The sequence below is a fragment of the Oscillospiraceae bacterium genome (assembly GCA_022483045.1).
In the GTDB taxonomy this organism is placed as follows: Bacteria; Bacillota; Clostridia; order Oscillospirales; family Acutalibacteraceae; genus Caproicibacterium.
The window spans coordinates 799427-821233 of sequence record JAKVOA010000001.1 but is presented as its reverse complement, the minus strand read 5'-3'; the positions used below and the strand labels follow the sequence as shown (position 1 = coordinate 821233).

Here is a 21807-nt window from a genome sequence, read left to right as displayed (position 1 = left end):
CAAACGCCGCAAAATTCTGCCGCTTTTTAGGCAGCAGAGGCGCTTTCGCCTTTCAGCATATTTTCCGCAAGGATGCCATATCCGCGCGTGGGGTCATTGACAAAGACATGCGTGACAGCGCCTACTAAGCGTCCCTGCTGCAAAACAGGGCTGCCGCTCATTCCCTGCACAATGCCGCCCGTTTTGCTGAGCAGCGCTTCATCGGTTACGTGCAGAATCATATTTTTGTTTTGCGTTCCGCGGATATTCAGCAGCTCAATTTCTGCACTGTATGCTTTTGGCGCACCGCCGTCTATTGTGCATAAAATTTGTACGGGGCCGCTTTTGACCTCACTTGCCGGACAAAGGGGTACCGCCTTACCACTGGGTGCCTGTTTCATTTTGCCAAAAACACCGCGTTCGGAATTCGCGTACAGCGTACCTATCGGAGAATCCGAAGTAAAATAGCCCTCCAGCTCCCCAGGCGAACCGGGCGTGCCGCTGCGAACGCCTGAAACCGTAACCGGCACAATATCGCCGCAGCCAAACGGCATAATGGTGTGCGTGTCCGGGTCAGTGATGCCATGTCCTAAGCCGGCAAAGGTTTTGGTCTGTGGGTCGTAAAAAGTCAGGGTACCGACCCCGGCGGCGCTGTCACGCACCCACAAGCCGGCCCGCCAGCCGCCTGCGCTCTGTACAGGCAGCAAGCTTGCCGTCAGCTCGGTACCGCCGCGCAGCAGCTTCAGCTGTAGGGCTTTGCCGCCGCTGCTTTGAATCATCTGCCCCAGCTGGTCATTGCCCGTCGCTGCTTTACCGTTGACCGTACGAATGATATCCCCAACATGCACATCCGCCTTCGCCGCGGGATTCACCGCCCCCGTGGAGGTCTGCAAATCCGCTGTACCCACTACGACAACCCCATTTGTAAGCATTTTGATTCCAAAAGGAGTACCGCATGGAACCAGCATGCACACACCTGCACTGGCAGTGAGCGCAACCGGCGGACCTGCCGCCGAAGCCGCCGCTGTACTGAGCAGCAGCGCGGCAGCCAGCACAGCTGCCATCTGTTTTCCGTTTTTTTTCGTTATCATAAGCGCACCTCCTCAGCCGCAAGGTTACTTTTCCTCACAGAGGTGCCGTTACGACTGGAAATATAGACACCCGGCGGCATGAACTGGTGCGCATAAACGAATTTTTCGGCAGACAGACGCATTTGTAAAAAGACGGAATCCTGCTTTGCCAAAAACAGAAAGGTCCTTTTTACAAAAACACAAAACTATTTTTACAAAATGAAACCGGCAGCGTACAAAGACGATGCCGGTCTTCTTTTTGCTATTTCATTCTAAATGAGCGGGCCATTTGCACGGCCGTGCTTAGAGCCAAGGTCAATCGGGCTGCTTTTCAGTTTTCCGCGACGGCCGCGGGAAACAACTGCCATCCCTGAAAGGATGCCGCTGAGCAGCACCAGAAAAAAGCCAATGCCGCCGATGCGCTGCTCCTTTACCGCCGTCTGAATGGCTGTAGCCTCACTTTTTGCAGCAGGCAAAGCGACACTGTACCTCTCTGTCGGCACAGCAGCAACAGCACCGGCGGAGAGCTGCAAAACGTTTTGTGCATTTCCCGCTTCTTTTTCTGAATTCTGGACAGAAACACTCTGCACAGAGGCAGCAGAGTCCGTGCCTGTCCCATTGGAAGCCGCTCGCACAGCACCGGGAAACAGCAGCACAGAAGCGGCCACTGCCAGCACCATTGCCGGCACAAGCAGCCTGTGCTTTTTCATAAAGAATTCCTCCCCAAAATAGCGTATTGAAGCGAAAAATCATTAATTACGCTATTGTTACCCAAATGTAACAAACAAGTTACATGTTATCATAGAGAGATGAAAAAGGCAAGCGCATTCCTTTTAAAGCAGGGGCTTTTTCTGTATTTTATGCAAATTTAAAAAGAAAATGTCAAAATAGCCGAAACAATTTCATCGGTGTGCATACCGCGTGAGCCTTTGACCAAAATGGTGTCTCCCGGACGCAGCGTTTCTTTCAAGTAAGAAATTGCTTCCTGATTGCTGCTGCAGCTTTTGCAAGGCAGCTTAGGATTCTCTTCGCGAGCGCCTGCGGCGATTTCCCTGGCCTGCAGCCCTACTGTGACCACCAGGTCTGTGCCCGCCTGTGCAGCATGACGGCCGCATGCCCGGTGTGCCTGCTGCGATGCGGTGCCCAGCTCCAGCATATCCGCCAACACGGCGACCCGCCGGTGCGGAAAACTGCACAGGACATCCAGTGCACCGCGTACAGCGTCCGGACTGGCGTTATAAGAATCGTCAATGACTGTCATACCGGCAGCTTTATGAATCTGCTGGCGCATGGCAAGCGGCTTGTATGCGGCAAGCGCTTTTGCCGCTTCGGCAAGCGGGATATGCAGAACATCCGCAGCTGCAAGCGCCGCAAGCGCATTTGTCACCTGGTGCATACCCAAGACCGGAATGGCCACCGGCAAAAGCGTTTGCCCATGCTGCAGGAAAAAGTGCATGCCGCCGTTTTGTGCGGTAACCTGTACAGCCCGATAGCTGCACCACGGTGCTGTACCGACAAATTCTGTATGAAACGGCAGCTTTCCCCGCAGGGTTGCAAGCATTTTGTCGTCACCATTTAAAATCAGCACTGACTCAGGTGTAAAGCCATCTGTAATATGCAGTTTTTCGCGCATGATATTTTCCTGCGAATGCAGGTTTTCGATATGAGAAATTCCGATATTTGTCATAATGGCAAACTGCGGCGCAGCAATCCTCGCCAAACGCGCCATCTCACCAAACTGGCTCATGCCCATCTCTACAACAGCCGCCTCGGTGCTCTCATCCAGCTGGAACATAGTAAGCGGTACGCCGATTTGGCTGTTTTGGTTTCCCTGTGTTTTCATCACACGGTAGCGTGCAGAAAGTGAAAGAGCCACCATTTCTTTGGTTGTTGTCTTTCCCACGCTGCCGGTAATACCGACGACTGGGCCTAAGTAGCGGCGGCGATAAGCCGCAGCCAGCTTTTGCAGAGCAGCGGAAGTATCTTGCACCGCAATGAGGGCACCTGCTGCCGGGGCAGGCAGGTTTTCCTGTGTGAAAGCCGCTGTCGCACCGGCAGCAAATACCGCCGGAATATAGATATGCGCATCCGTTTTTTCACCTTTAATCGGAACAAACAGAGAACCCGGGCAAACCGTGCGGCTGTCCGTTGTGACAGAGGTAATCACGCTTTCCGCATCTCCGCACAGCAGCCTGCCGCCGCACATCTGCACCGCTTCTTGTACTGTAATTTTCATTTTGGCTGTCCTTTCCTTTTTTGCTTCCGACACCGTTTGCAGAAAAATGGTGCAGCGCGCGCTGCACCATTTCTGCAGATCTGTTTGCTTTTGAAAAAGTCCTTATTCTTCCGCAGGGAGTTTGCCTTCCTGTACTAAAATATCATGAATAACGTCCCGCTCATCGAACGGATACTTGACGCCTTTAATTTCCTGATAATCCTCATGTCCTTTGCCAGCCAAAACGACAATATCGCCTTTTTGGGCATGATCCATACAATATTTGATAGCCTCGCGGCGGTCGGGAATGACAATATACTTTCCATCCGTTTTATGCAGGCCTACTTCGATATCCGCCAGAATATCCTCGACCTTTTCATAGCGGGAATTATCTGCTGTAATAACGGAAAGATCCGCTAATTTACCGCTCATCTCGCCCATTTCATAGCGGCGGATTTTCGGGCGGTTGCCGCCGGCACCAAACATGCAGACCAGGCAGCGCGGATGATACTCGCGCAAGGTTGTCAAAATATTCTGCATACTGACCGCATTATGCGCGTAATCGATAAGCAGTGTGTAATTTCCGGGAACCTCGACCGGCTCTACGCGTCCCTTTACCTTGACCGTATCCAGGCCTTTACGCACATCTTCCAGCGTAGCGCCGAACTGCTGGCAGACCGCAACCGCACCAAGTGCATTGTACGCATTGAATTTGCCGGAAATGTCAACACGCACGCTTCCCTGCATGCTGCCGCACAAATCAAATGCAATGCCAAGATAGCCGGGGGCCGAAACCAGCTTTGTGTTTTCTCCGCGCAGCTCTGCCTCACTGCCAAAGCCATAGGTTGTCAAAGTACAGGTATGGCCTGCGGTAACGCCTTTCCAGTTTGCATCATCAATATTGACAATGCCCAGACGGCATTTTTTAAAAAGCAACGCTTTACAGGCAAGGTATTCTTCCATGTTCTTGTGTTCCAAACCGCCGATATGGTCTTCACTGAAATTGGTAAACAGACCGATATCAAATGTAAAGCCATCTACCCGGTGGTCGCGCAAACCGATAGAGCTTGCCTCTAAAACACAGGCTTTGCAGCCGGCGTCTACCATCATGCGCATAAATTTTTGTATATCGTAAGACTCCGGCGTAGTATTGTTGGTCTTAATCAGCTGACTGCCGATGACCGTGCCGATCGTGCCGATAATACCGGTCGTAATGCCTGCGGCCTCTAAGATAGAATGGATCATATACGTAGAGGTTGTTTTTCCCTTGGTGCCAGTGACACCGATGACTTTGAGTTCTTTCGCTGGGTGGCCGAACCATGCGGCAGAAAGCAGCGCAAGCGCTTCACGGGTGTCGCTGACACGAATCTCTGTGCAGGAAATCGGTGGAATCTCATGCTGCGTGACCACAGCAGCAGCGCCGTCTTGTGCTGCCTGTGCCGCGTAAACATGGCTGTCTGTTTTGCTGCCGACCAGGCAGATGAAAACGCTTCCCGGCTTGACCAGACGGGAATCATAGACAATGCCGGTCACCTCTGTATCCGCAGAGCCGGTGACTTGACAAGGCATATCTTCCAGCAATTCTTTGATTGTCATTTTTGTACCCCTCATTTTTCTTGATGGATTGTATTTTCTGCGGGCTGTATGCCGTCGATCAGCGCATAAAACTTCTGTATTTCTTCAATATTAGAATAATCGTGTTTTGAGAGTTCCTGTGAAAAAGATTGGCGCAGGGCACTGTTCTGCAGCAGGCGGGCAAGGCCCTTTTCGATTCCCTCCGGCGACATCGGTACAATCATGCCGGTTACGCCGTCGGTGACTTGGTCCTTTGCAGTGGAAAAATCCGTCAGCAAAATAGGTTTGCACAGTGCCATAGCCTCATCGACCGCAATGGCTTTGCCCTCAAAGCGGGAAGGCTGCATGTAAATATCACATGCCTTAATAAACGGATACGGATTTCCCTGTTCCCCTAAGAAGACAATCTCTTTTTCGGCGCCAAGCGCCTGAATCTGTGCTGCAAGCGACTCTTTGCACGGGCCAACGCCGATGATGTACCAGCGAAACGGAATGCCCTGTTTCAGCAGATTTGCAACCGCAGGCACAGCGAGATCTAACCCTTTCTGCTCAGAAAGGCGCGCAATAGACAGCACCCGCAGACCGCTGAAAGAATCTGAAAAAGGTGCGGGCTCCTCGGCCATCTGCCGCAAAAGCTTCGGCGAAAGCAGATTGTACTGCACATGGCACCTTTGAGCGTCCTGCGGAAAGTTGGTCTGCAGCGCTGCTTTACAGGACTCTGACACGGTGCAGACAGCGTCAAGCTTGTCAAAATACGGCGTATCGAATGTGCGGTCAAGGCCCATGGCGGTGTAGTCGCCGTGGACAAAACCTATTTTGCGTTTTGCACGCACATGGCCCACACAGTAATAAATAGGCTGACCCTCCATATAGGCAACCGCCGCATCATAGGTCTTTGGGTTATCCCTGACAAAGCGGCTCTCGCATTTCCACATTTTCACCAGGCGCTCGCCCATTGTCCCGTGCAGGCCGCCAACGCTGACACCGGCACGGCACAAAGCCAGCAGAGGGTGACCTCCGCCAAGCAGTGCAGGCACCGCCTGCCGGACATTGAGGCGGTATTCTTTTGGGAAAAGCGGCGGCAGTAAATGCACCTGCTTTGGCACACGCGGCAAAAACAGGCCCTCATTTGCAAACAGCTGCAAATCAACATCGTACTTGTCATAATCAAACAAGGAAAGCAGTGTAACAAGGCTTTTTTCGATTCCGCCGCTGTGCAGGGAATAATTGATAAAAAGAATTTGTTTCTTTGACATAAATGACTCCTACTGCTTATCTGTATTATTCTGCAGGTGCTTTGCGTACCTGCTGTAAAACGCATAGGCAATGCCGACAGAACCGGTGCCAATGACAGAGCGAATCAAGCGGTCGGCAGCGGTGCCGCCGCAAAGGTAGCGGCTCTTTGCAGCGCGGCGCAGCGTTGGGTCCGCAAGGATATCATGAATCTCGTCTTTTTTGCCGCTCTTTTCTTTCAGATTGCCGGGGCTAAAAACATTGACCAGGGAGCTGTGTGCCGCATTTCGCAAATACCACGCCAAGTGGCGGGGTTCCAATTCGGTATATATCTGCTGTTCCTTCAAGAAAGAAGCAGTCAGCTGAAAGCACTGGGAAAGCTTTTTCATTTTGTACGGACGGTAGCGCGTACTCAGAGAATTTGTATTATAGCGGTAATGATACAGTGGGACGCTTAAGAACAGTGTCTTTTGAGAGAGGCAGTGTGCCTTGATACTGGTAGGCAGATCCTCTAGCATAACCTTTTCTTCATTGGGGAAAGCGATTTTGTGTGACAAAAGCCACTCTCTGCGGTAAAGGCGGCGCCACGCGCTGCCAATCATATCCACACTGCGCCACGGCGTACTGCCGGCATCCGGGCCAACCAGTTCTTCAAGCATTTTGCGGTTGGTCTCTTTAGACGCATCTGGTGCCTTTACCGGCAGGCTGCATGTACGGCAGACTTTGCAGGCAGTATTTTCACGGATAAAATCAAAAACGACTAAATCCGCCTGGGCCGCCAAAGCCGGCTCAACGACTTTAGAAAGGGTGTCTTCCCCGATCCAGTCATCGGAATCGACAAAGAGCAGGTACTCGCCCTGCGCGCGCTGTACACCAAAATTGCGGGTATCGCCCAAGCCGCCATGCGGTTTGTCGTAAACGGTAACGCGCTGGTCCTGCCGCTCTAGGGCACGAGCTGCCGCCAAAGAATCATCGGTGGAAGCATCATTGATGAGCAGCAGCTCAAAATCGGAAAAAGGCTGGGAAAGAATGCTCTCTACACAAGCCTTTAAGTACTGCTGGGTATTGTATACAGGAATGATAATAGAAAGTTTCAAATTGCAGGCTCCTTTAAATTTTCATTTTCCGCTCAAAAAAGCGGTGCCGGTGAAACAGAGGCCTGCTCAGCTAAAAAGCCGAGCATATTGTTCTTTCATTATAGCATTCCAACTTCTTCAATACAACGAAAAATTGCCTGACGCTGCGGCAATACTTGTAAAATTGCGGCGAATATGCTATTCTGTATGCTGATATAGAAAGCTGAAATGCACTGCACAGCCGCATGGGCTGCATTGGGGAGGAAGACGGATGAAAGACTGTCTTGTTATGCTTACAAAGGTCTACCCGTTTGACAAAGGGGAAGAATTTATTGAGGACGAAATCTCTTTTTTGGCGAAGTCCTTTAATCACATATTTTTAATTGCGACCAGTACGGCTGACAACGCTCAGCAGACCCGTACGGTACCTGAAAATGTGACGGTCTGCCGGATTGCCGCAAGCAGTATCCGCCGCAGGCTGCCCGCCGCCGCGGTAGCGCTTTTGTTTTCTAGAAACAAGCATGGCTTTGCCGGCCGTGACGAGCGCAAAGCCGCAGTAGCAAGCCCCAAAGCATGGGCTTTTCTGCATTACTTCATTGCCAAAAGTGAACTGGTGTTTGGCGAATGCAGAAAGCAGCTGATGGCAAATAACCTGGCGCAGTACGATGGCGTTACTTTTTACGCCTATTGGTTCTACGATGTTGCCGTGGCTGCAAACCAACTGAAAAAATACTGTCCGGTAAAATCCTGCAAGGCGGTCTGCCGGGCACACCGGTATGATCTGTACCAGGAACGGCAGCCCAGCGGTTACCTGCCGCTGCGCCCCTATCTACTCAAAGACCTGGACGCTGTCTATCCCTGCAGTAATGACGGCACCGCTTATATTTTAAAGCATTGGCCGGAAGGCCGCGGAAAGGTGCACACCTCTTATCTTGGCACCCACGATTACGGCCTTGGCCCTGTACCGCAAAAAGATGTTTTTCATATTGTCAGCTGCTGCCATATTGCCCCGGTAAAGCGTGTAGAACTGCTGGCGCAGGCGCTCTCCCTTCTGCAGGACAGCGGTATCAAACTAAAATGGACCCATATTGGTGACGGCGATACACTGGAAAGTTTGCGTTCTTTTGCAAAAGAACATCTTGCATTTATGGAAACGGACCTGCGCGGCGCTATGCCAAACAAAGACCTGATGTCTTTTTACCAAACGACGCCGGTCAATCTCTTTGTAAACACCAGCAGCAGTGAAGGCCTGCCGGTTTCCATTATAGAAGCTGCCTCTTTTGGCATACCGGCAATAGCAACAGACGTTGGCGGAACCGGTGAACTGGTGCGCACCGGTGAAACCGGTCAGCTGCTGCCTGCGGACCTGACCCCTGAAGTGCTGGCAAAAGCACTTCAGGCAGCCGCTGGTCAGCCGGCCGAAAAAGCTGCTGCTGAAAGGGCCGCCTGCCGGGCTTTGTGGGAAAAGTCATTTCAGGCGGACAAAAATTTTGAGGCTTTCGCACAGACGATTCAGCCTTTTTAATTCAAATCAAAATACAAGGCAGCCGGTTCTTTCTAAAGTGGAAAGAGCCGGCTTCTTTTTCGTTAGGCGTATTTTTTGCGGCGGTTTGCAAAGACTAGTCTGCGGTGATAAAACATGACAATTTCTTTTATTCGTACTCTGCTGCTATACATACTCATTATAGCAGCGGTCAGGTTGATGGGAAAGCGGCAGATCAGTGAGCTGCAAACCAGTGAACTGGTGGTAACGCTGCTGATTTCCGATATTGCGGCAATTCCGATGCAGGACAGCGGGCAGCCGCTGGTGAGCGGCATTTTGCCGATTGCAATTCTGGTAGTCTGTGAGCTGGTAACCTCATGGTCTATGATGAAAAGCGGCGGTTTCCGCAGGTTGATTTGTGGCAAACCCATTATCATTATTGCAGACGGAACTGTTCAACAGAACGAAATGCGCAAACTGCGCCTGACAACCGAGGATCTATTTGAGCAGCTGCGGGAAAAGAATGTGTTTTCTTTAAAAGACGTGGCCTATGCCATTGTCGAAACAGACGGCCGCATGAGCGTGATTAAAAAGCCCGACAAAGAGCAGCCCACTGCCGGCATGCTGGGCATTGCCGTACCAAACACCGGCATTGAAACCGTTGTTGTCAGTGACGGAAACATCAGCAATGCAGCGCTGCAGCTGTGCGGCAAAAGCCTTACCTGGCTGAACGATACCCTGCGCCAAAAGAATGTGCGCGCCGAGGACATTTTTATTATGACCGCAAATACAAAAGGCGATTTTCAAATTATTCCAAAGGAGGAGCGTGTATGAAGCGCATGGCGATTGCAGCAGCCATCTTTATTACAGCAATCTTTTTGTGCTTTGCAGGCAGTCATACTACAAAAGTGCTTACGGAAAGCCTTGCGGGCACGCTGGACAAAGCACAGCAGGCTGCACAGGCCAACGACGCAAAAAGTGCCTACGCTTTCAGCAGCAAAGCCTGCAGCGACTGGCAGAAGTCGCACCAGATTTTGTGCACGTTTCAGCCCCACTCCCGCTTAGAAGCCATCGACCAAACTCTGGCGACCCTGCCAGACCTTTCCCGCTGCGACAACTTAGGGCAGTTTGAAAGCGAATGTGCCCGCGGAAAAACGCTGGCCGAAAACCTGCGCGAAAGCGAATTGCCGCTGCTGCAGAATATTCTGTAATCGCGCTTTAAAATAAAAAGAGGGCTTCTGCGGTTTTGATTCCTGCAGGGCCCTTTTATCATTTCAGTATCTTTTATTTCTTTGACGGTTCAGCTTTTTTTTGGCGGGACCGCATAATTTGATTTAGCTCATCCATAAAAGTATTGATATCCTGAAACTGCCGATAAACAGAAGCAAAACGGACATAGGCAACTTCATCGATATCCTTTAGCTTTTCCATTGCATATTCACCGATTTGAGAGGACTCTACCTCTCGATCAAGCGAATTCTGCAGTTTGGTTTCGATTTCATTGACCACTTGATCCAGCGTTGCCAAAGAAACCGGGCGCTTTTCGCAGGCACGCAGCAGCCCGCGCAGCAGTTTGTTGCGGTCGAACACTTCCCTCGATTTGTCTTTTTTAATTACAATAATCGGTACTGTTTCAATGACCTCGTAAGTGGTAAAGCGCTTACTACACTTCAGACACTCACGGCGGCGGCGAATGCGCTCACCTTCATCTGTCGGCCGGGAATCGATTACTTTGCTCTCACCATAGCCACAAAACGGGCACTTCATCTGTTTTCATACCTCATTTCCTGCTGTCCTCTCTAAAGCAACGTCAAAGTATCAAACAAACCATTCCTTACAATGTCTGCAAATTGGGCTTGCAGACATATGGCACCGCCGCAAGCTGCTCGAACTCTCCTTGCAGCTGCTCGGTTGTTTTTTTTGCCTGCAGTAGCTCTGCAGGCTTGTCAAAGCTGCTGCGGTACACCTCAATAATGCAGTCGCCCTGATAGTTTTGGCGGACAAGCTGATGCATCAGACGGGAATAATCCATGCGGCCAAAGCCCGGCAGAAGGCAGGTCTTTCCCGGCAGGTTGTTGTCATTCAGGTGCACATGCACCAGCTGCTCCCCCATTGCTGCACAAGTCTCAAACGGGCTGTACCCCGCCCGCACAGACTGCTTGATATCTAAAACAAAAGCGCAGTCATTGTGCAGATAGCTGCGCATCTGCACCAGAAAAGGCGGGTCGCTGCTGCGAAAGCGATTGACATTTTCCTGTGCGACCGTTATGCCAAAAGAGCGGCCGGTCTCAAGCAGTTTGTGGTAGTGCTCAAAATATGCTTCTGCCGACATATCTCCCTGTTTTTCAAGGCGCTGGCCATGCAGCACCAGCAGGTTTGCACCCAAAATATTTGCCGCCTCAAAATAAGATTTGTAAAACTCTACAGTGTCCTCAAAGCGGCGCTCATACCCGGAAAACAGCAGGAAACTTTCATATCCGGATGTAAAGGGATGCACGCTTTTTGCGGTTGCGCCATACCGGTGCATCATCTCCGCAAGGCCGCGCACATATTGGGGCTGCAGTTCACTGACTGTGTTAAAGAAAAACTCAAAGCGCCGAAAGCCGAGTTTCAGCAGCTCTGCAAGGCTTTTTTCCAGCAGTGCCGGGTAAAGGCACGCAGTCGAAATTCCAACTTGCAAAAGAACACCCCCTATTTATGGATATGCTGCAGTAAAAGAAAAAAGCCCCGCACTTTACTGCACCCAAAGGACATCGTAATTGATAGTCTGGTAAAAAAGGCTCTTTACACGCTGCGGGTCGCGTGTCTGCCCCAGTACCCACATCAGTTTGGTCACGGTAGACTCAATGGTCATGTCGTAGGTTTCCAGCAAGCCAAAGCGCTCTTTGGCCACATGGCCGACACGATAGACCGCCATGTCGCTGCCCTCATGCGGCACCTGTGTTGCCACAACGACCACCTTTCCCTCTTTTGTCAGCTGTGCAAGGGCATCAGCATACAGATCTGGCACACCGCCGACGCCGTAGCTCTCAATAATCAGGCCGTTGCACAAACTGCCGATCGCTGAAAAAGCCTCTGCAGAAAGGCCCGGCGTCAGCTTTAAAACAGAAACGGCGGTATCTAAGCAGTTAGAAAAAAAAGGTCCCTGCGGTTTTTCCGGATTGATGTACCGAATGACATTGCCATCACGAATAACAGCAAGGTCCGGAAAATTGATACTGGAAAAGGCATTGTAGCTTTTGGTACGGCTTTTTCTGGCGCGTGTGCCGGCAATCACTTTTCCGCCAAACACAATGCAGACACCACCCACCCCGCCGCAGGCCCAGCGCAGGCTGTCAAGCAAATTCGTTTTCGCGTCTGTTACATCCATATCGATTGGTTTCTGCGAACCGGTCACTACGATTGGCTTGTCCGGGTCACGCACCAGATAAGAGAGCGCTGCGGCTGTATACGCCATGGTGTCTGTGCCATGACATATGACAAATCCATCGTAATTTTTATAGTTCTCCTGTACTGTACGTGCCATAAGCAGCCAGTGCTGCGGCCGGACATTGGTGCTGTCGATATTGAGGATCTGCAGCGGATCCACTTTACAGAAAGCCGCAGATTCCGGAATATAAGAGAGCAGCATCTGCGGCGAAAGCGCAGGAGTCAGGCCGTCTTTTGTTTTGCAGGAAGCAATTGTGCCCCCGGTAGCAATTAGTAAAATTTTTTTCATGAAATACTCTTTTTTACTTTTTAGAAAATATTAGAAGTACGCTTGTAAAGTATAGCACAGAAAAAGGCCGCTTGTCCAGTTTATCCGCGCCTCTTTCGGACAAAATACTACAAACAAAAGGAGGGCATAAAAATGCCGGGAGAAAACACAGAAATACTGGACGAAGTCTATAAAGTGTGCAGCATGGGTGCACAGGCTGCCGACCTGCTGCTGCCAAAAGTAGAAGACAGCAATATGCGAAACCAGATAATGAGCCAGCTGGGGAATTACGAGGAAACCGAGCGCCGCGCAAAAAAGCTATTGACCAACAAAGGAAAAGCCCCGAAAGAAGGCAGCAAGCCTATGCAGAAAGCTATGCTGTGGGGCGGCATACAGATGAACACACTTGCAGACAGCTCTGCCGGGCATCTTGCAGAAATGATGATACAGGGTACCGAAATGGGAATTGTCGATCTGCAAAAGCGCCTGAATGACCTGCCCGAAGCGGACAGTGACTCGCGCAAGCTTGCCGAAGACCTGATTCGTGAAGAGGAAAAGTCCATTGAGCAGCTGAAAGGCATGCTGTAAACTTGCTTTTGGCGCCCTGTTTCAGTATAATAGCTAAATAGGCCTTGCAAAAAGGCCTATACATAGAATACAGTAAATTTTTTATCTTATACATAGATGGAGACGAAGAAACAACATGGCAGTACTCGGCGTAAGCAGCCTGGAAAAGAGTTTTGGTTCCAATACGATCTTTCAGGATGTATCTTTTGAGGTACAGCAGAATGACCGTATTGGTTTGGTTGGTGTAAACGGCTCTGGAAAAACGACCCTCTTTAAAACCCTGACAGGGGAATATACGCCGGACGCCGGCAGCTTTTATCAAGCCAACAGCACTGTTTTAGGCTATATGGAGCAGCACGTCTGCCGCGACCTAGACCGCACCGCGTACGCTGAAGTACTCACGGTTTTCTCTCCCCTGCTGAAAATAGAAAATGAACTGAATGAACTGAATAACGAAATCACTGTTCACCCCACCGACGACCGCATTGCACGGCAGGCTGTTTTAAATGACCGCTTTGTACAGGAGGGCGGCCTTACCTGCAGAGCACGTGCCCGCAGCGCTCTTTTGGGTCTTGGCTTTACGGACGAGCAGATGGGGCAAACAGTCGGCGTTTTAAGTGGTGGACAGCGGGCAAAACTGCAGCTGGCAAAGATGCTGCTCTCCGGCGCAAACCTCTTGCTGCTGGATGAGCCAACCAACCATTTGGATATTCAAAGCGTAGAGTGGCTGGAAGACTTTCTGCGTGGCTGGAACGGCGCTTTTATGGTTATTTCGCATGACCGCTATTTTCTGGACCGCCTGTGCGGCCGCATTTTTGAAATGCACGGCGGGCACCTGACAACCTACAAGGGAAACTACACAGCTTTTCAGGAGCAGAAAAATCTAAATTCTCTCTCTGAAGAGCGTCAATATGAAAACACAAAGCACGAGATTCAGCGGCTGGAGGGTGTTGTCACACAGCTCAAGCGCTGGAACCGCGAAAAGAGTATTAAAACGGCTGAAAGCAAAGAAAAAGCGATTGCCCGCTTAGAGACTACCCTGGTTACACCGGAAGCAAAGGAAGAGCACTTGGCGTTTTCCTTTCCGGTGCCGCAGCGTAGCGGAAACGATGTGCTGACCGCCGAAGATCTTTCACTTTCTTTTGACGGAAATACGCTGTTTCAAAATGTTTCTTTGGAGCTTCACCGCTGTGAGCGGGTCTTTCTGCTGGGACCAAACGGCTGCGGCAAGACTTCTTTATTTAAGGCACTTTTAGGGCAGTACCATCCAGAAGAGGGCAGTGTGCGCTTTGGCACCAATGTTTCGATCGGCTATTACGACCAGCTGCAGACCAACCTGCACATGGAAAAGCGCGTCATCGACGAAATCTGGGACGCTTACCCGCAGATGACCGAAACCGAGGTCCGCTCTGCACTGGCTGTTTTCTTATTTCACGATGAGGACGTGTTTAAGCCGGTCAGCGCACTTTCCGGCGGAGAGCGTGCCCGTGTGCTGCTGCTGCGGCTGATGCTGGGCAAAGCAAACTTTCTGCTGCTGGACGAACCGACCAACCACCTGGACATCTACTCCACAGAAGCACTGGAAGCAGCCCTGCAGCAGTATGAGGGTACACTCTTTATTATTTCGCATGACCGGTATTTAATCAATAAACTGGCTGACCGTATCTATTGGCTGACACCCGATGGGGCCATTCCATACACCGGCAGCTACGACAGCTTTCTGCAGCAGCGCAAAGTGCAGCAGGAACAACAGGAGCAGGCGCAGAAAGAAACACAGCCAAAAGGAAATGAATATCAACAGCGCAAAGTGCAGCAGGCCGCTCTGCGCAAACAAAAGGCACAGCTGCGGCGCCTGGAAGACCGCATAGACAAACTGGAGACACAGATGAGCGGCCTGAACCAACAGCTGTCTGATCCGGAAACTGCCAGCGACTATGAAAAAGCACTGGACCTGACACAGCAGCTGCAGGACGCAAAGGCCAAAGATGACCGTCTGCTGCAGGACTGGGAAACACTTTCTCAGCAGGTTGAGACTGCGCAGTAAAACTGAACCGATACAAAAGAGGAATTTTTTCATGAAAGTATCCGCCATTACATTAGGCTGCAAAGTAAATCAATACGAAACACAGGCCATGCTGAAAATGCTGGAGCAGGCTGGCTTTACCGTCTGCGACGGTCCGGCTGACATTATTTTAATCAATTCCTGTACAGTCACTGCACAAAGCGACCACAAAGTCCGCCAAACCCTGCACCGCGCCCGGCGGGAAAACCCGACTGCCGTCTTGATTCTGACCGGCTGTATGCCACAGGCTTTCCCCGAAAAATCGGCCGCTCTTTCTGACGCGGATATTGTTTTGGGTAACTCCAACCGCGCTTCTCTGGTGCCGCATATTCTGCAGTACCTCTCCACCCATCAGCGGATTGTCGATATTGAGCCGCACGGTAAAAAGTTTGAATCAATGGAAGTCACAGACTTCTACGAGCGGACCCGCGCCTTTGTCAAAATAGAAGACGGCTGCAACCGCTTTTGTACCTACTGCATTATTCCCTACGCACGCGGCCGGGTGCGCTCAAAGCCGCTGAACGACTTAAAAGACGAACTGGCACAGCTTGGCAGGCACGGCTACAAAGAAGTGGTGCTGACCGGTATTAACCTGCCCGCCTATGGGCAGGACCTGGGGCTTGACTTGTGTGATGCAGTCGACGCCGCCTGCCAAATTGATGGTATTCAGCGTGTGCGGCTCGGCTCGCTTGAGCCGGAGCAGCTGACCCCGCCGGTTATTGCACGCCTGGCCGCACAAAAAAAACTGTGCCCGCAGTTTCATCTTTCCCTGCAGAGCGGCTGCGACGCCACCTTAAAGCGAATGAACCGCCACTATACTGCCAATGAATACCGCACAATTGTGCAAAACCTGCGGGCCGCTTTTCCAAACGCTGCCATGACCACGGATATTATGGTTGGTTTTGCGGGTGAAACAGAGGAAGAATTCAGACAGAGCCTTGCCTTTGCCCGGGAAATTGCCTTTGCAAAAGTGCACGTGTTCCCGTATTCGCAGCGGCCGGGAACCCGTGCAGCAGATTTCCCCGGACAAGTGCCAAAAGCAGAAAAAGAGCGCCGCTGTCACCGAATGATTGCTGTCACCCGGGAAACGCGCAGCGCCTTTTTGCAGCAGCAGGTCGGCTTAACCGAACCCGTTTTATTTGAGCGCCGCCGGGAAAACGGTGCTCTGGAGGGGTATACGCCAAACTACACCCCTGTCTTTATAAAAAGCGAAAAAGAATTGACTGGAAAGATTCTGCCGGTCAAAATTACAGAAGCAGCAGACGATGACTGCAATGGGATACTGGTTCCCTAAACTTTACTGAAACAGCTTCATAACGTTTTCCACTTCCTGTTTTCGCCCGGGAACAAGCAAATCTTCATAAGAAAAAATCATAAATCCATCACAACGCTGGGTGCGTGCGGTTTCAATCTGGCGTGCAATGGTGTTGGTGCTGTCTTTCCATGCGCCGCTGTCAGCGCCGCTGTCGGCTTTATAAAGGCCAAGGCCAAAATACAGCTTTATCCCTTTTGCGGTAACTAAGCTGCGCCAAGTCTGCACCGCTTTGTCGTACGGCAGGATTGGATTATTGTAGTTGTAATACACCTGTGGGCATATGTAGTCGACATACCCGCTGGTCCGGCACCAAACAGCGGCGTCTGCTCCGATCTTTTTGTCGTTTTGCAGATTGCCCTGTGGGGAAACGCCAAAGGCCGCCTGCGGGCGGTTTTCTTTTACTGCGCGGTAGGTCTTGGAAAGCAGGTCGTTGATATTGGCACAGCGCCACTCTGCACGGGAAAGGGCTTGCCCTGTTTTTTTCCCTGCACAGTAGGCTTTGTATGAAACAGCGTCAAACGCATCTCCCCCGTCCTCCGGGTAAAAATAATCGTCAAACTGAATCCCGTCTACTGCGTACTTTTTTGCGATTTCTGCAGCGCCTGCAGCAATGTAGCGGCGCACCCCCTCAAAACCAGGGTCAAGGTATTTGCCGCTTTCGTAGCTGACCGCCCAGCCCGCCTTTGCGGGGTCTTTTGCAAACAGATTCCACGGATTGTTTTGTGCCAAAATAGATGGCGAGCCATTTAGCTGCACACGAAGCGGATTCAGCCACGCATGAAACTGCAGACCCGCGGCATGCGTAATAGAAACCATATCTTTGAGCGGGTCATACCCGGGATTGACCCCCTGTGTATTTCCGGTCATGTTAGACCACGGATAATACTGAGAGGGATACATCGCGTCACTGAAAGCACGCACATGCACGACAACGGCATTCATACCGCGCGCTTTCGCATTCTGCACGATTTCAGTATAATACCGTATAAAGGCATTCTCATCTTTTGCGCTTTTTCCCGAAAGGCTCAGCGTGTAGTACGGCACCCATACTGCACGCATCTCTGTGCTGCTGGCTTTCGCCCCCACCGCAGCAGTTGGTTGGCTGCTCTGCGTCGAAGGAGCGGCAGCCTTTACTGCAGCGGTGGTGCTTTGTGAAGCAGCCTTGGCGCTCTGCTTTCCTGTACCAAACTGTTTGGCCGCCATGGTTGCCAGCACCGCCAAAGCCAGCATCAGTAGGGCCGCCGCCTGCCTGTGTTTGTGAAACAGCGAAATAACCATGCCTGTTTCCTCCTGTCTGTTGATTTTCCATTCTGTTATTCCATCTGTCATTATAAAAATTTGGAAAGGAGAAAAAGCGCAAATGTCTGCAGCAGCAAAGCTTTTACTCATTTATTTCTGCGGAATCAGTGCAGTCTCTGCCATTGTCACAGGATGGGACAAGCGTGCAGCCGAAAAGCACCGCTGGCGTGTCCCCGAAAGCACCCTGCTTTTCTTGAGCGCCCTTGGCGGCAGTGCCGCAATGTACCTTGTTATGCGCGCCATTCACCACAAGACCCTGCACAAAAAATTCATGGTCGGCATTCCGGTCATTTTTGCCCTGCAGCTGCTTCTGCTGTTTTGGCTTCTCCACAGCGGCTGGCTGCTGTGATTTGGTAATATTTACGAAAAGAGAAACAAAAATTTTAAAAAGCTTGACAGTTTTACAATACCTGGTTATAATAACAACAAATGAATAGAAGATCTTCAGGGCAGGGTGCAATTCCCTATCGGTGGTAAAGCCCACGAGCCGCAAGGCATGATTCGGTGAAATTCCGAGGCCGGCAGTAATAGTCTGAATAGAAGAAGATACGAAAGAATATGGCCTGCCCATTTTGGGCAGAGGTCTCTTTGTGTATATTTGCTCTGAAATGCCGCAGCATTTCAGAGCTTTTTCGTTTTTGCGGCCAAACCATATTTTTTTGCAGAGCGCCCTGAGCAGTTTTGTCTGTTCGGGCGCTTTTTTCTGTAAAAGGAGGCTTTTTATGTCAGACGAGTCATATATGCAGCTGGCGCTCACGCTCGCTAAAAAAGGCTGCGGAAAAGTCAACCCAAACCCTTTAGTCGGCGCGGTGCTGGTAAAGTACGGTCGCATTATTGGACAGGGCTATCACGAAAAATACGGCGAACTACACGCTGAACGCAACGCCTTTTCCAGCTGCAAAGAATCTGCGGAGGGTGCAACTCTTTATGTAACATTGGAACCGTGCTGCCACTGGGGAAAGACGCCCCCCTGTACGGATGCCATCATTGCAAACAAAATCAGCCGTGTTGTCATCGGCTCTTCTGACCCAAACCCGCTGGTAGCCGGCAAAGGCGTGCGGATTCTGCGGGAGCGCGGCATTGCCGTCACAGAAGGTGTGCTGAAAGAAGCATGCGATTCGCTTAATGAAATCTTTTTTTACTATATTCAAACAGGCATGCCCTATGTCATTTTAAAATACGCTATGACTATGGACGGTAAAATTGCCACAGCCACGGGCCTTTCCAAATGGATAACTGGAAAGGAAGCGCGCGCAAAAGTGCACCAGGACCGAAACCGCTGTGCAGCAATCATGGCCGGGGTGGGCACCGTTTTGGCGGATGACCCGCTTCTAACCTGCCGCCTGCCCAGCGGCAGAAATCCTCTGCGCATTCTCTGCGACACACATCTGCGCACTCCCCTTTCTGCACAGGTCGTAACAACTGCTGCAGAGGTGCCAACCCTGTTTGCAACCTGCTGCAAAGACAAAGCACGGCAGAACCCTTTTTCCGCTGCAGGGTGTGAAATCTTAGAGCTTCCGGAAAAGCAGGGGCACGTGGATATGCACGCGCTGATGCAGGAACTTGGCAGACGAAAAATTGACAGTGTCCTGCTGGAGGGCGGCGCCACACTGAATTGGTCTGCACTGGAAAGCGGCATTGTTCAGAAAGTGCAAGCTTACATCGCGCCAAAGCTTTTTGGCGGAGACCTGGCGAAATCACCGATCGACGGTACCGGTGCAGCCACACCGCAGGCAGCTTTTCCCCTCTCCCCGCCCGCTGTGACGCGGCTCGGAAACGATATTCTGCTGGAAAGCAAGGTGCTACCATGTTTACAGGAATAATCGAAGAAGTCGGTTCTGTCGAGTCCATCCGAAAAGGCGCGGTATCTGCTGCGCTGACAATTCATGCGGACACAGTACTCGCCGGCACAAAAACAGGCGACAGCATTGCAGTAAACGGCGTCTGCCTGACTGTAACGCATCTTTCTGCACATTCATTTACAGCAGACGCTGTACACGAAACCATGAATCGTACCGCCCTAAAGCTGCTGCACCGAACGAGCCCGGTCAACCTAGAGCGGGCAATGCCTGCAGACGGCCGCTTTGGCGGACACGTGGTTTCCGGCCATATTGACGGCACTGGCACCGTGACGGCCGTTTTCTCTGACGGCAACGCCGTTTGGTTTACAATCCGTGCAGAAAAGAACCTGCTGCGCTACGTTGCCGAAAAAGGTTCTGTTGCAATAGACGGTATCAGTCTGACCGTAGCGAAAGTGACCGACATCAATTTTTCCGTTTCAATTATTCCCTTTACTGTCGAACATACCACTTTAAAATACCGTAAAAAAGGAGACCCCGTAAATCTGGAAACGGACATTCTTGCAAAATATACTGAAAAGCTGCTGGGACTTTGCGAAATGCAGCCCGGCAACACCGTTTTCGCAAAAAGCTTAAACATTTAATAAACCGGAGGGCAAAATGATGTTTGCATTTAATACTGTAGAAGAAGCACTGGAAGACCTGAAAAAAGGCAAGTTAATCCTGGTAACGGACGACCCGCAGCGTGAAAATGAGGGCGACCTTATCTGTGCTGCACAGTTTGCCACAACTGAAAACGTAAACTTTATGGCCAAAAATGCACGCGGCCTTATTTGTATGCCGATGAGCGGCGAGCTGTGCGACAAACTATTTTTGCCACAGATGGTGAGCAACAGTACAGACAACCACGAAACCGCGTTTACCGTTTCGATTGACCACATCAGCACCACCACAGGCATCTCTGCCGAAGAGCGCGGCGTGACTGCCCGCAAATCTATTGCAGAAGGTGCCCGTCCTGAAGACTTTCGCCGCCCTGGGCACATGTTTCCACTTCGCGCAAAGAAAAATGGTGTGCTGGAGCGCGGCGGCCATACCGAGGCAACTGTGGACCTCTGCCGCCTAGCTGGACTGAAACAGTGCGGTCTGTGCTGCGAAATCATGCGGCAGGACGGCACCATGATGCGCACTGGCGAACTCAAAGAGCTCGCACAGAAATGGAATATGAAATTTATTACCATAAAAGATTTGCAGGAATACCGCAAAAGGCACGACAAACTGGTAGAGTGCGTCGCCAAAGCAAAGCTGCCCACAAAATACGGCAACTTTACTGCCTACGGCTATGTCAACAAACTCAATGGCGAACACCATGTTGCCCTAGTAAAAGGCAATATCGGTGACGGCAAAAATCTTTTGTGCCGGGTGCACTCTGAGTGCCTGACAGGTGACGCTTTTGGTTCAGCGCGCTGCGACTGCGGGCAGCAGCTGGCAACTGCCATGCAGCAGATAGAACACGAGGGCCGCGGCATTTTGCTCTATATGCGGCAGGAGGGCCGCGGAATCGGTCTTATCAACAAGCTGCGCGCGTATGAACTGCAGGACCGTGGCATGGATACTGTAGAGGCAAACCACGCGCTTGGTTTTGCCGGCGACCTGCGCGAATACTATATTGGCGCACAGATTTTGCAAGACCTCGGTGCAAAGACACTGCGCCTTTTGACCAACAACCCGGACAAAGTGTATCAGTTGGAAGATTACGGAATGAAAATTGTAGAGCGGGTGCCGATTCAGATTCCGGCAAACCACTACGACTTATTTTACCTGCAGACAAAGCAGGCAAAGATGGGCCATATTTTAAATTATTGATTTTTATATATAAATTATTTTAAGGAGAACTTATCATGCGTATTTTTGAGGGAAAAGTTGTCGCAAAAAAGATGCGGATTGGCATTGTTGCCGCGCGTTTTAACGAAATTATCACCAGCAAGCTTTTGGGCGGTGCCCTGGATGGTTTAAAGCGGCACGATGTTGACGAGGAAAACATTGATGTTGCATGGGTGCCCGGTGCATTTGAAATTCCGCTGATCGCCTCTAAAATGGCAAACAGCGGAACCTACGATGCAGTCATCTGCCTGGGTGCGGTGATTCGCGGCAGCACCAGCCACTACGACTACGTGTGTAGTGAAATGTCAAAGGGAATCGCGCAAGTATCGCTTGCAAGTGGAGTCCCGGTAATGTTTGGGGTACTGACAACCGAAAATATTGAGCAGGCACTGGAGCGCGCCGGCTCAAAAGCCGGCAACAAAGGCTATGACTGCGCCTGCGGCGCGATTGAAATGGTCAACTTGATTCACGAAATTAAACCATAAAGCAAAAAACATACAAAAAGCGGATGCAGCTTACAAGGCTGCATCCGCTTTCCTTTATCCCTTTGGGTACA

General features: G+C 51.0%; 21 protein-coding genes and 1 riboswitch. Of the genes, 11 read left to right on the top strand and 10 right to left on the bottom strand.

Going from position 1 to position 21807, the window contains the following annotated elements:
* Positions 1-26: 26 nt before the first annotated feature.
* From spoIVB to LKE53_03910, 6 genes are all read right to left on the bottom strand, one after another.
* On the bottom strand, positions 27-1070 hold the full coding sequence (gene spoIVB / locus LKE53_03935) for a SpoIVB peptidase (GenBank protein MCH3971911.1): 1044 nt from the start codon (positions 1068-1070) through the stop codon (positions 27-29).
* 251 nt (positions 1071-1321) lie between these two features.
* On the bottom strand, positions 1322-1759 hold the full coding sequence (locus LKE53_03930) for a hypothetical protein (GenBank protein ID MCH3971910.1): 438 nt from the start codon (positions 1757-1759) through the stop codon (positions 1322-1324).
* Between the two features lie 158 nt (positions 1760-1917).
* Positions 1918-3285 (bottom strand): UDP-N-acetylmuramoyl-tripeptide--D-alanyl-D-alanine ligase, encoded by a 1368-nt coding sequence (locus tag LKE53_03925; protein ID MCH3971909.1) that lies wholly within the window; start codon positions 3283-3285, stop codon positions 1918-1920.
* Positions 3286-3387: 102 nt separating this feature from the next.
* Positions 3388-4860 (bottom strand): UDP-N-acetylmuramoyl-L-alanyl-D-glutamate--2,6-diaminopimelate ligase, encoded by a 1473-nt coding sequence (locus LKE53_03920; protein ID MCH3971908.1) that lies wholly within the window; start codon positions 4858-4860, stop codon positions 3388-3390.
* An 11-nt stretch (positions 4861-4871) separates the two neighbouring features.
* Positions 4872-6095, bottom strand: a complete 1224-nt coding sequence (locus LKE53_03915; protein MCH3971907.1) for a glycosyltransferase — start codon at positions 6093-6095, stop codon at positions 4872-4874.
* A 9-nt stretch (positions 6096-6104) separates the two neighbouring features.
* The gene (locus tag LKE53_03910; protein MCH3971906.1) at positions 6105-7169 is read right to left on the bottom strand and encodes a glycosyltransferase; all 1065 of its coding nucleotides are present in this window, start codon (positions 7167-7169) and stop codon (positions 6105-6107) included.
* Between the two features lie 250 nt (positions 7170-7419).
* On the opposite strand from LKE53_03910, the gene LKE53_03905 reads away from it, so the two are divergent.
* The 3 genes from LKE53_03905 to LKE53_03895 all read left to right on the top strand — a co-directional run bounded on the left by LKE53_03905 (position 7420) and on the right by LKE53_03895 (position 9842).
* Positions 7420-8673: a glycosyltransferase gene (locus LKE53_03905; protein ID MCH3971905.1), complete on the top strand. Its 1254-nt coding sequence runs from the start codon at positions 7420-7422 to the stop codon at positions 8671-8673.
* A 177-nt stretch (positions 8674-8850) separates the two neighbouring features.
* A complete protein-coding gene (locus LKE53_03900; GenBank protein ID MCH3971904.1) occupies positions 8851-9465 on the top strand; it encodes a DUF421 domain-containing protein in 615 nt (204 codons plus the stop codon).
* A complete protein-coding gene (locus tag LKE53_03895; protein ID MCH3971903.1) occupies positions 9462-9842 on the top strand; it encodes a DUF4363 family protein in 381 nt (126 codons plus the stop codon). The genes LKE53_03900 and LKE53_03895 overlap by 4 nt, the downstream gene beginning before the upstream one ends.
* Positions 9843-9915: 73 nt before the next feature.
* On the opposite strand, the gene nrdR is transcribed toward LKE53_03895, so the two are convergent.
* The 3 genes from nrdR to LKE53_03880 all read right to left on the bottom strand — a co-directional run bounded on the left by nrdR (position 9916) and on the right by LKE53_03880 (position 12349).
* A complete protein-coding gene (gene nrdR / locus LKE53_03890; protein ID MCH3971902.1) occupies positions 9916-10398 on the bottom strand; it encodes a transcriptional regulator NrdR in 483 nt (160 codons plus the stop codon).
* 67 nt (positions 10399-10465) lie between these two features.
* Positions 10466-11311 carry a sugar phosphate isomerase/epimerase gene (locus tag LKE53_03885; protein ID MCH3971901.1) on the bottom strand — a complete coding sequence of 282 codons (846 nt, stop codon included), beginning with the start codon at positions 11309-11311 and terminating at the stop codon, positions 10466-10468.
* 54 nt (positions 11312-11365) lie between these two features.
* A complete protein-coding gene (locus LKE53_03880; protein ID MCH3971900.1) occupies positions 11366-12349 on the bottom strand; it encodes an asparaginase in 984 nt (327 codons plus the stop codon).
* Between the two features lie 132 nt (positions 12350-12481).
* On the opposite strand from LKE53_03880, the gene LKE53_03875 reads away from it, so the two are divergent.
* The 3 genes from LKE53_03875 to mtaB all read left to right on the top strand — a co-directional run bounded on the left by LKE53_03875 (position 12482) and on the right by mtaB (position 16251).
* Entirely contained in the window at positions 12482-12916 is a 435-nt protein-coding gene (locus tag LKE53_03875) for a hypothetical protein (protein MCH3971899.1), read from the top strand.
* Between the two features lie 115 nt (positions 12917-13031).
* Positions 13032-14939 carry an ABC-F family ATP-binding cassette domain-containing protein gene (locus tag LKE53_03870; GenBank protein ID MCH3971898.1) on the top strand — a complete coding sequence of 636 codons (1908 nt, stop codon included), beginning with the start codon at positions 13032-13034 and terminating at the stop codon, positions 14937-14939.
* Positions 14940-14970: 31 nt separating this feature from the next.
* On the top strand, positions 14971-16251 hold the full coding sequence (mtaB, locus tag LKE53_03865; GenBank protein ID MCH3971897.1) for a tRNA (N(6)-L-threonylcarbamoyladenosine(37)-C(2))-methylthiotransferase MtaB: 1281 nt from the start codon (positions 14971-14973) through the stop codon (positions 16249-16251).
* A 3-nt stretch (positions 16252-16254) separates the two neighbouring features.
* On the opposite strand, the gene LKE53_03860 is transcribed toward mtaB, so the two are convergent.
* Entirely contained in the window at positions 16255-17550 is a 1296-nt protein-coding gene (locus tag LKE53_03860; GenBank protein ID MCH3971896.1) for a family 10 glycosylhydrolase, read from the bottom strand.
* Between the two features lie 82 nt (positions 17551-17632).
* Here LKE53_03860 and LKE53_03855 point away from each other — a divergent pair, with 82 nt between their 5' ends.
* The 5 genes from LKE53_03855 to ribE all read left to right on the top strand — a co-directional run bounded on the left by LKE53_03855 (position 17633) and on the right by ribE (position 21736).
* Positions 17633-17920 carry a DUF1294 domain-containing protein gene (locus tag LKE53_03855; GenBank protein MCH3971895.1) on the top strand — a complete coding sequence of 96 codons (288 nt, stop codon included), beginning with the start codon at positions 17633-17635 and terminating at the stop codon, positions 17918-17920.
* An 87-nt stretch (positions 17921-18007) separates the two neighbouring features.
* Positions 18008-18123, top strand: a riboswitch (FMN riboswitch).
* 170 nt (positions 18124-18293) lie between these two features.
* Complete coding sequence (ribD, locus tag LKE53_03850; protein MCH3971894.1) at positions 18294-19394, top strand: bifunctional diaminohydroxyphosphoribosylaminopyrimidine deaminase/5-amino-6-(5-phosphoribosylamino)uracil reductase RibD; 1101 nt, start codon at positions 18294-18296, stop codon at positions 19392-19394.
* On the top strand, positions 19379-20014 hold the full coding sequence (locus tag LKE53_03845) for a riboflavin synthase (protein ID MCH3971893.1): 636 nt from the start codon (positions 19379-19381) through the stop codon (positions 20012-20014). Before ribD ends, LKE53_03845 begins: the two co-directional genes overlap by 16 nt.
* A 19-nt stretch (positions 20015-20033) precedes the next feature.
* Complete coding sequence (locus LKE53_03840; protein MCH3971892.1) at positions 20034-21233, top strand: bifunctional 3,4-dihydroxy-2-butanone-4-phosphate synthase/GTP cyclohydrolase II; 1200 nt, start codon at positions 20034-20036, stop codon at positions 21231-21233.
* Positions 21234-21268: 35 nt separating this feature from the next.
* Positions 21269-21736, top strand: a complete 468-nt coding sequence (ribE, locus tag LKE53_03835) for a 6,7-dimethyl-8-ribityllumazine synthase (GenBank protein ID MCH3971891.1) — start codon at positions 21269-21271, stop codon at positions 21734-21736.
* The last annotated feature ends 71 nt before the right edge of the window (positions 21737-21807 follow it).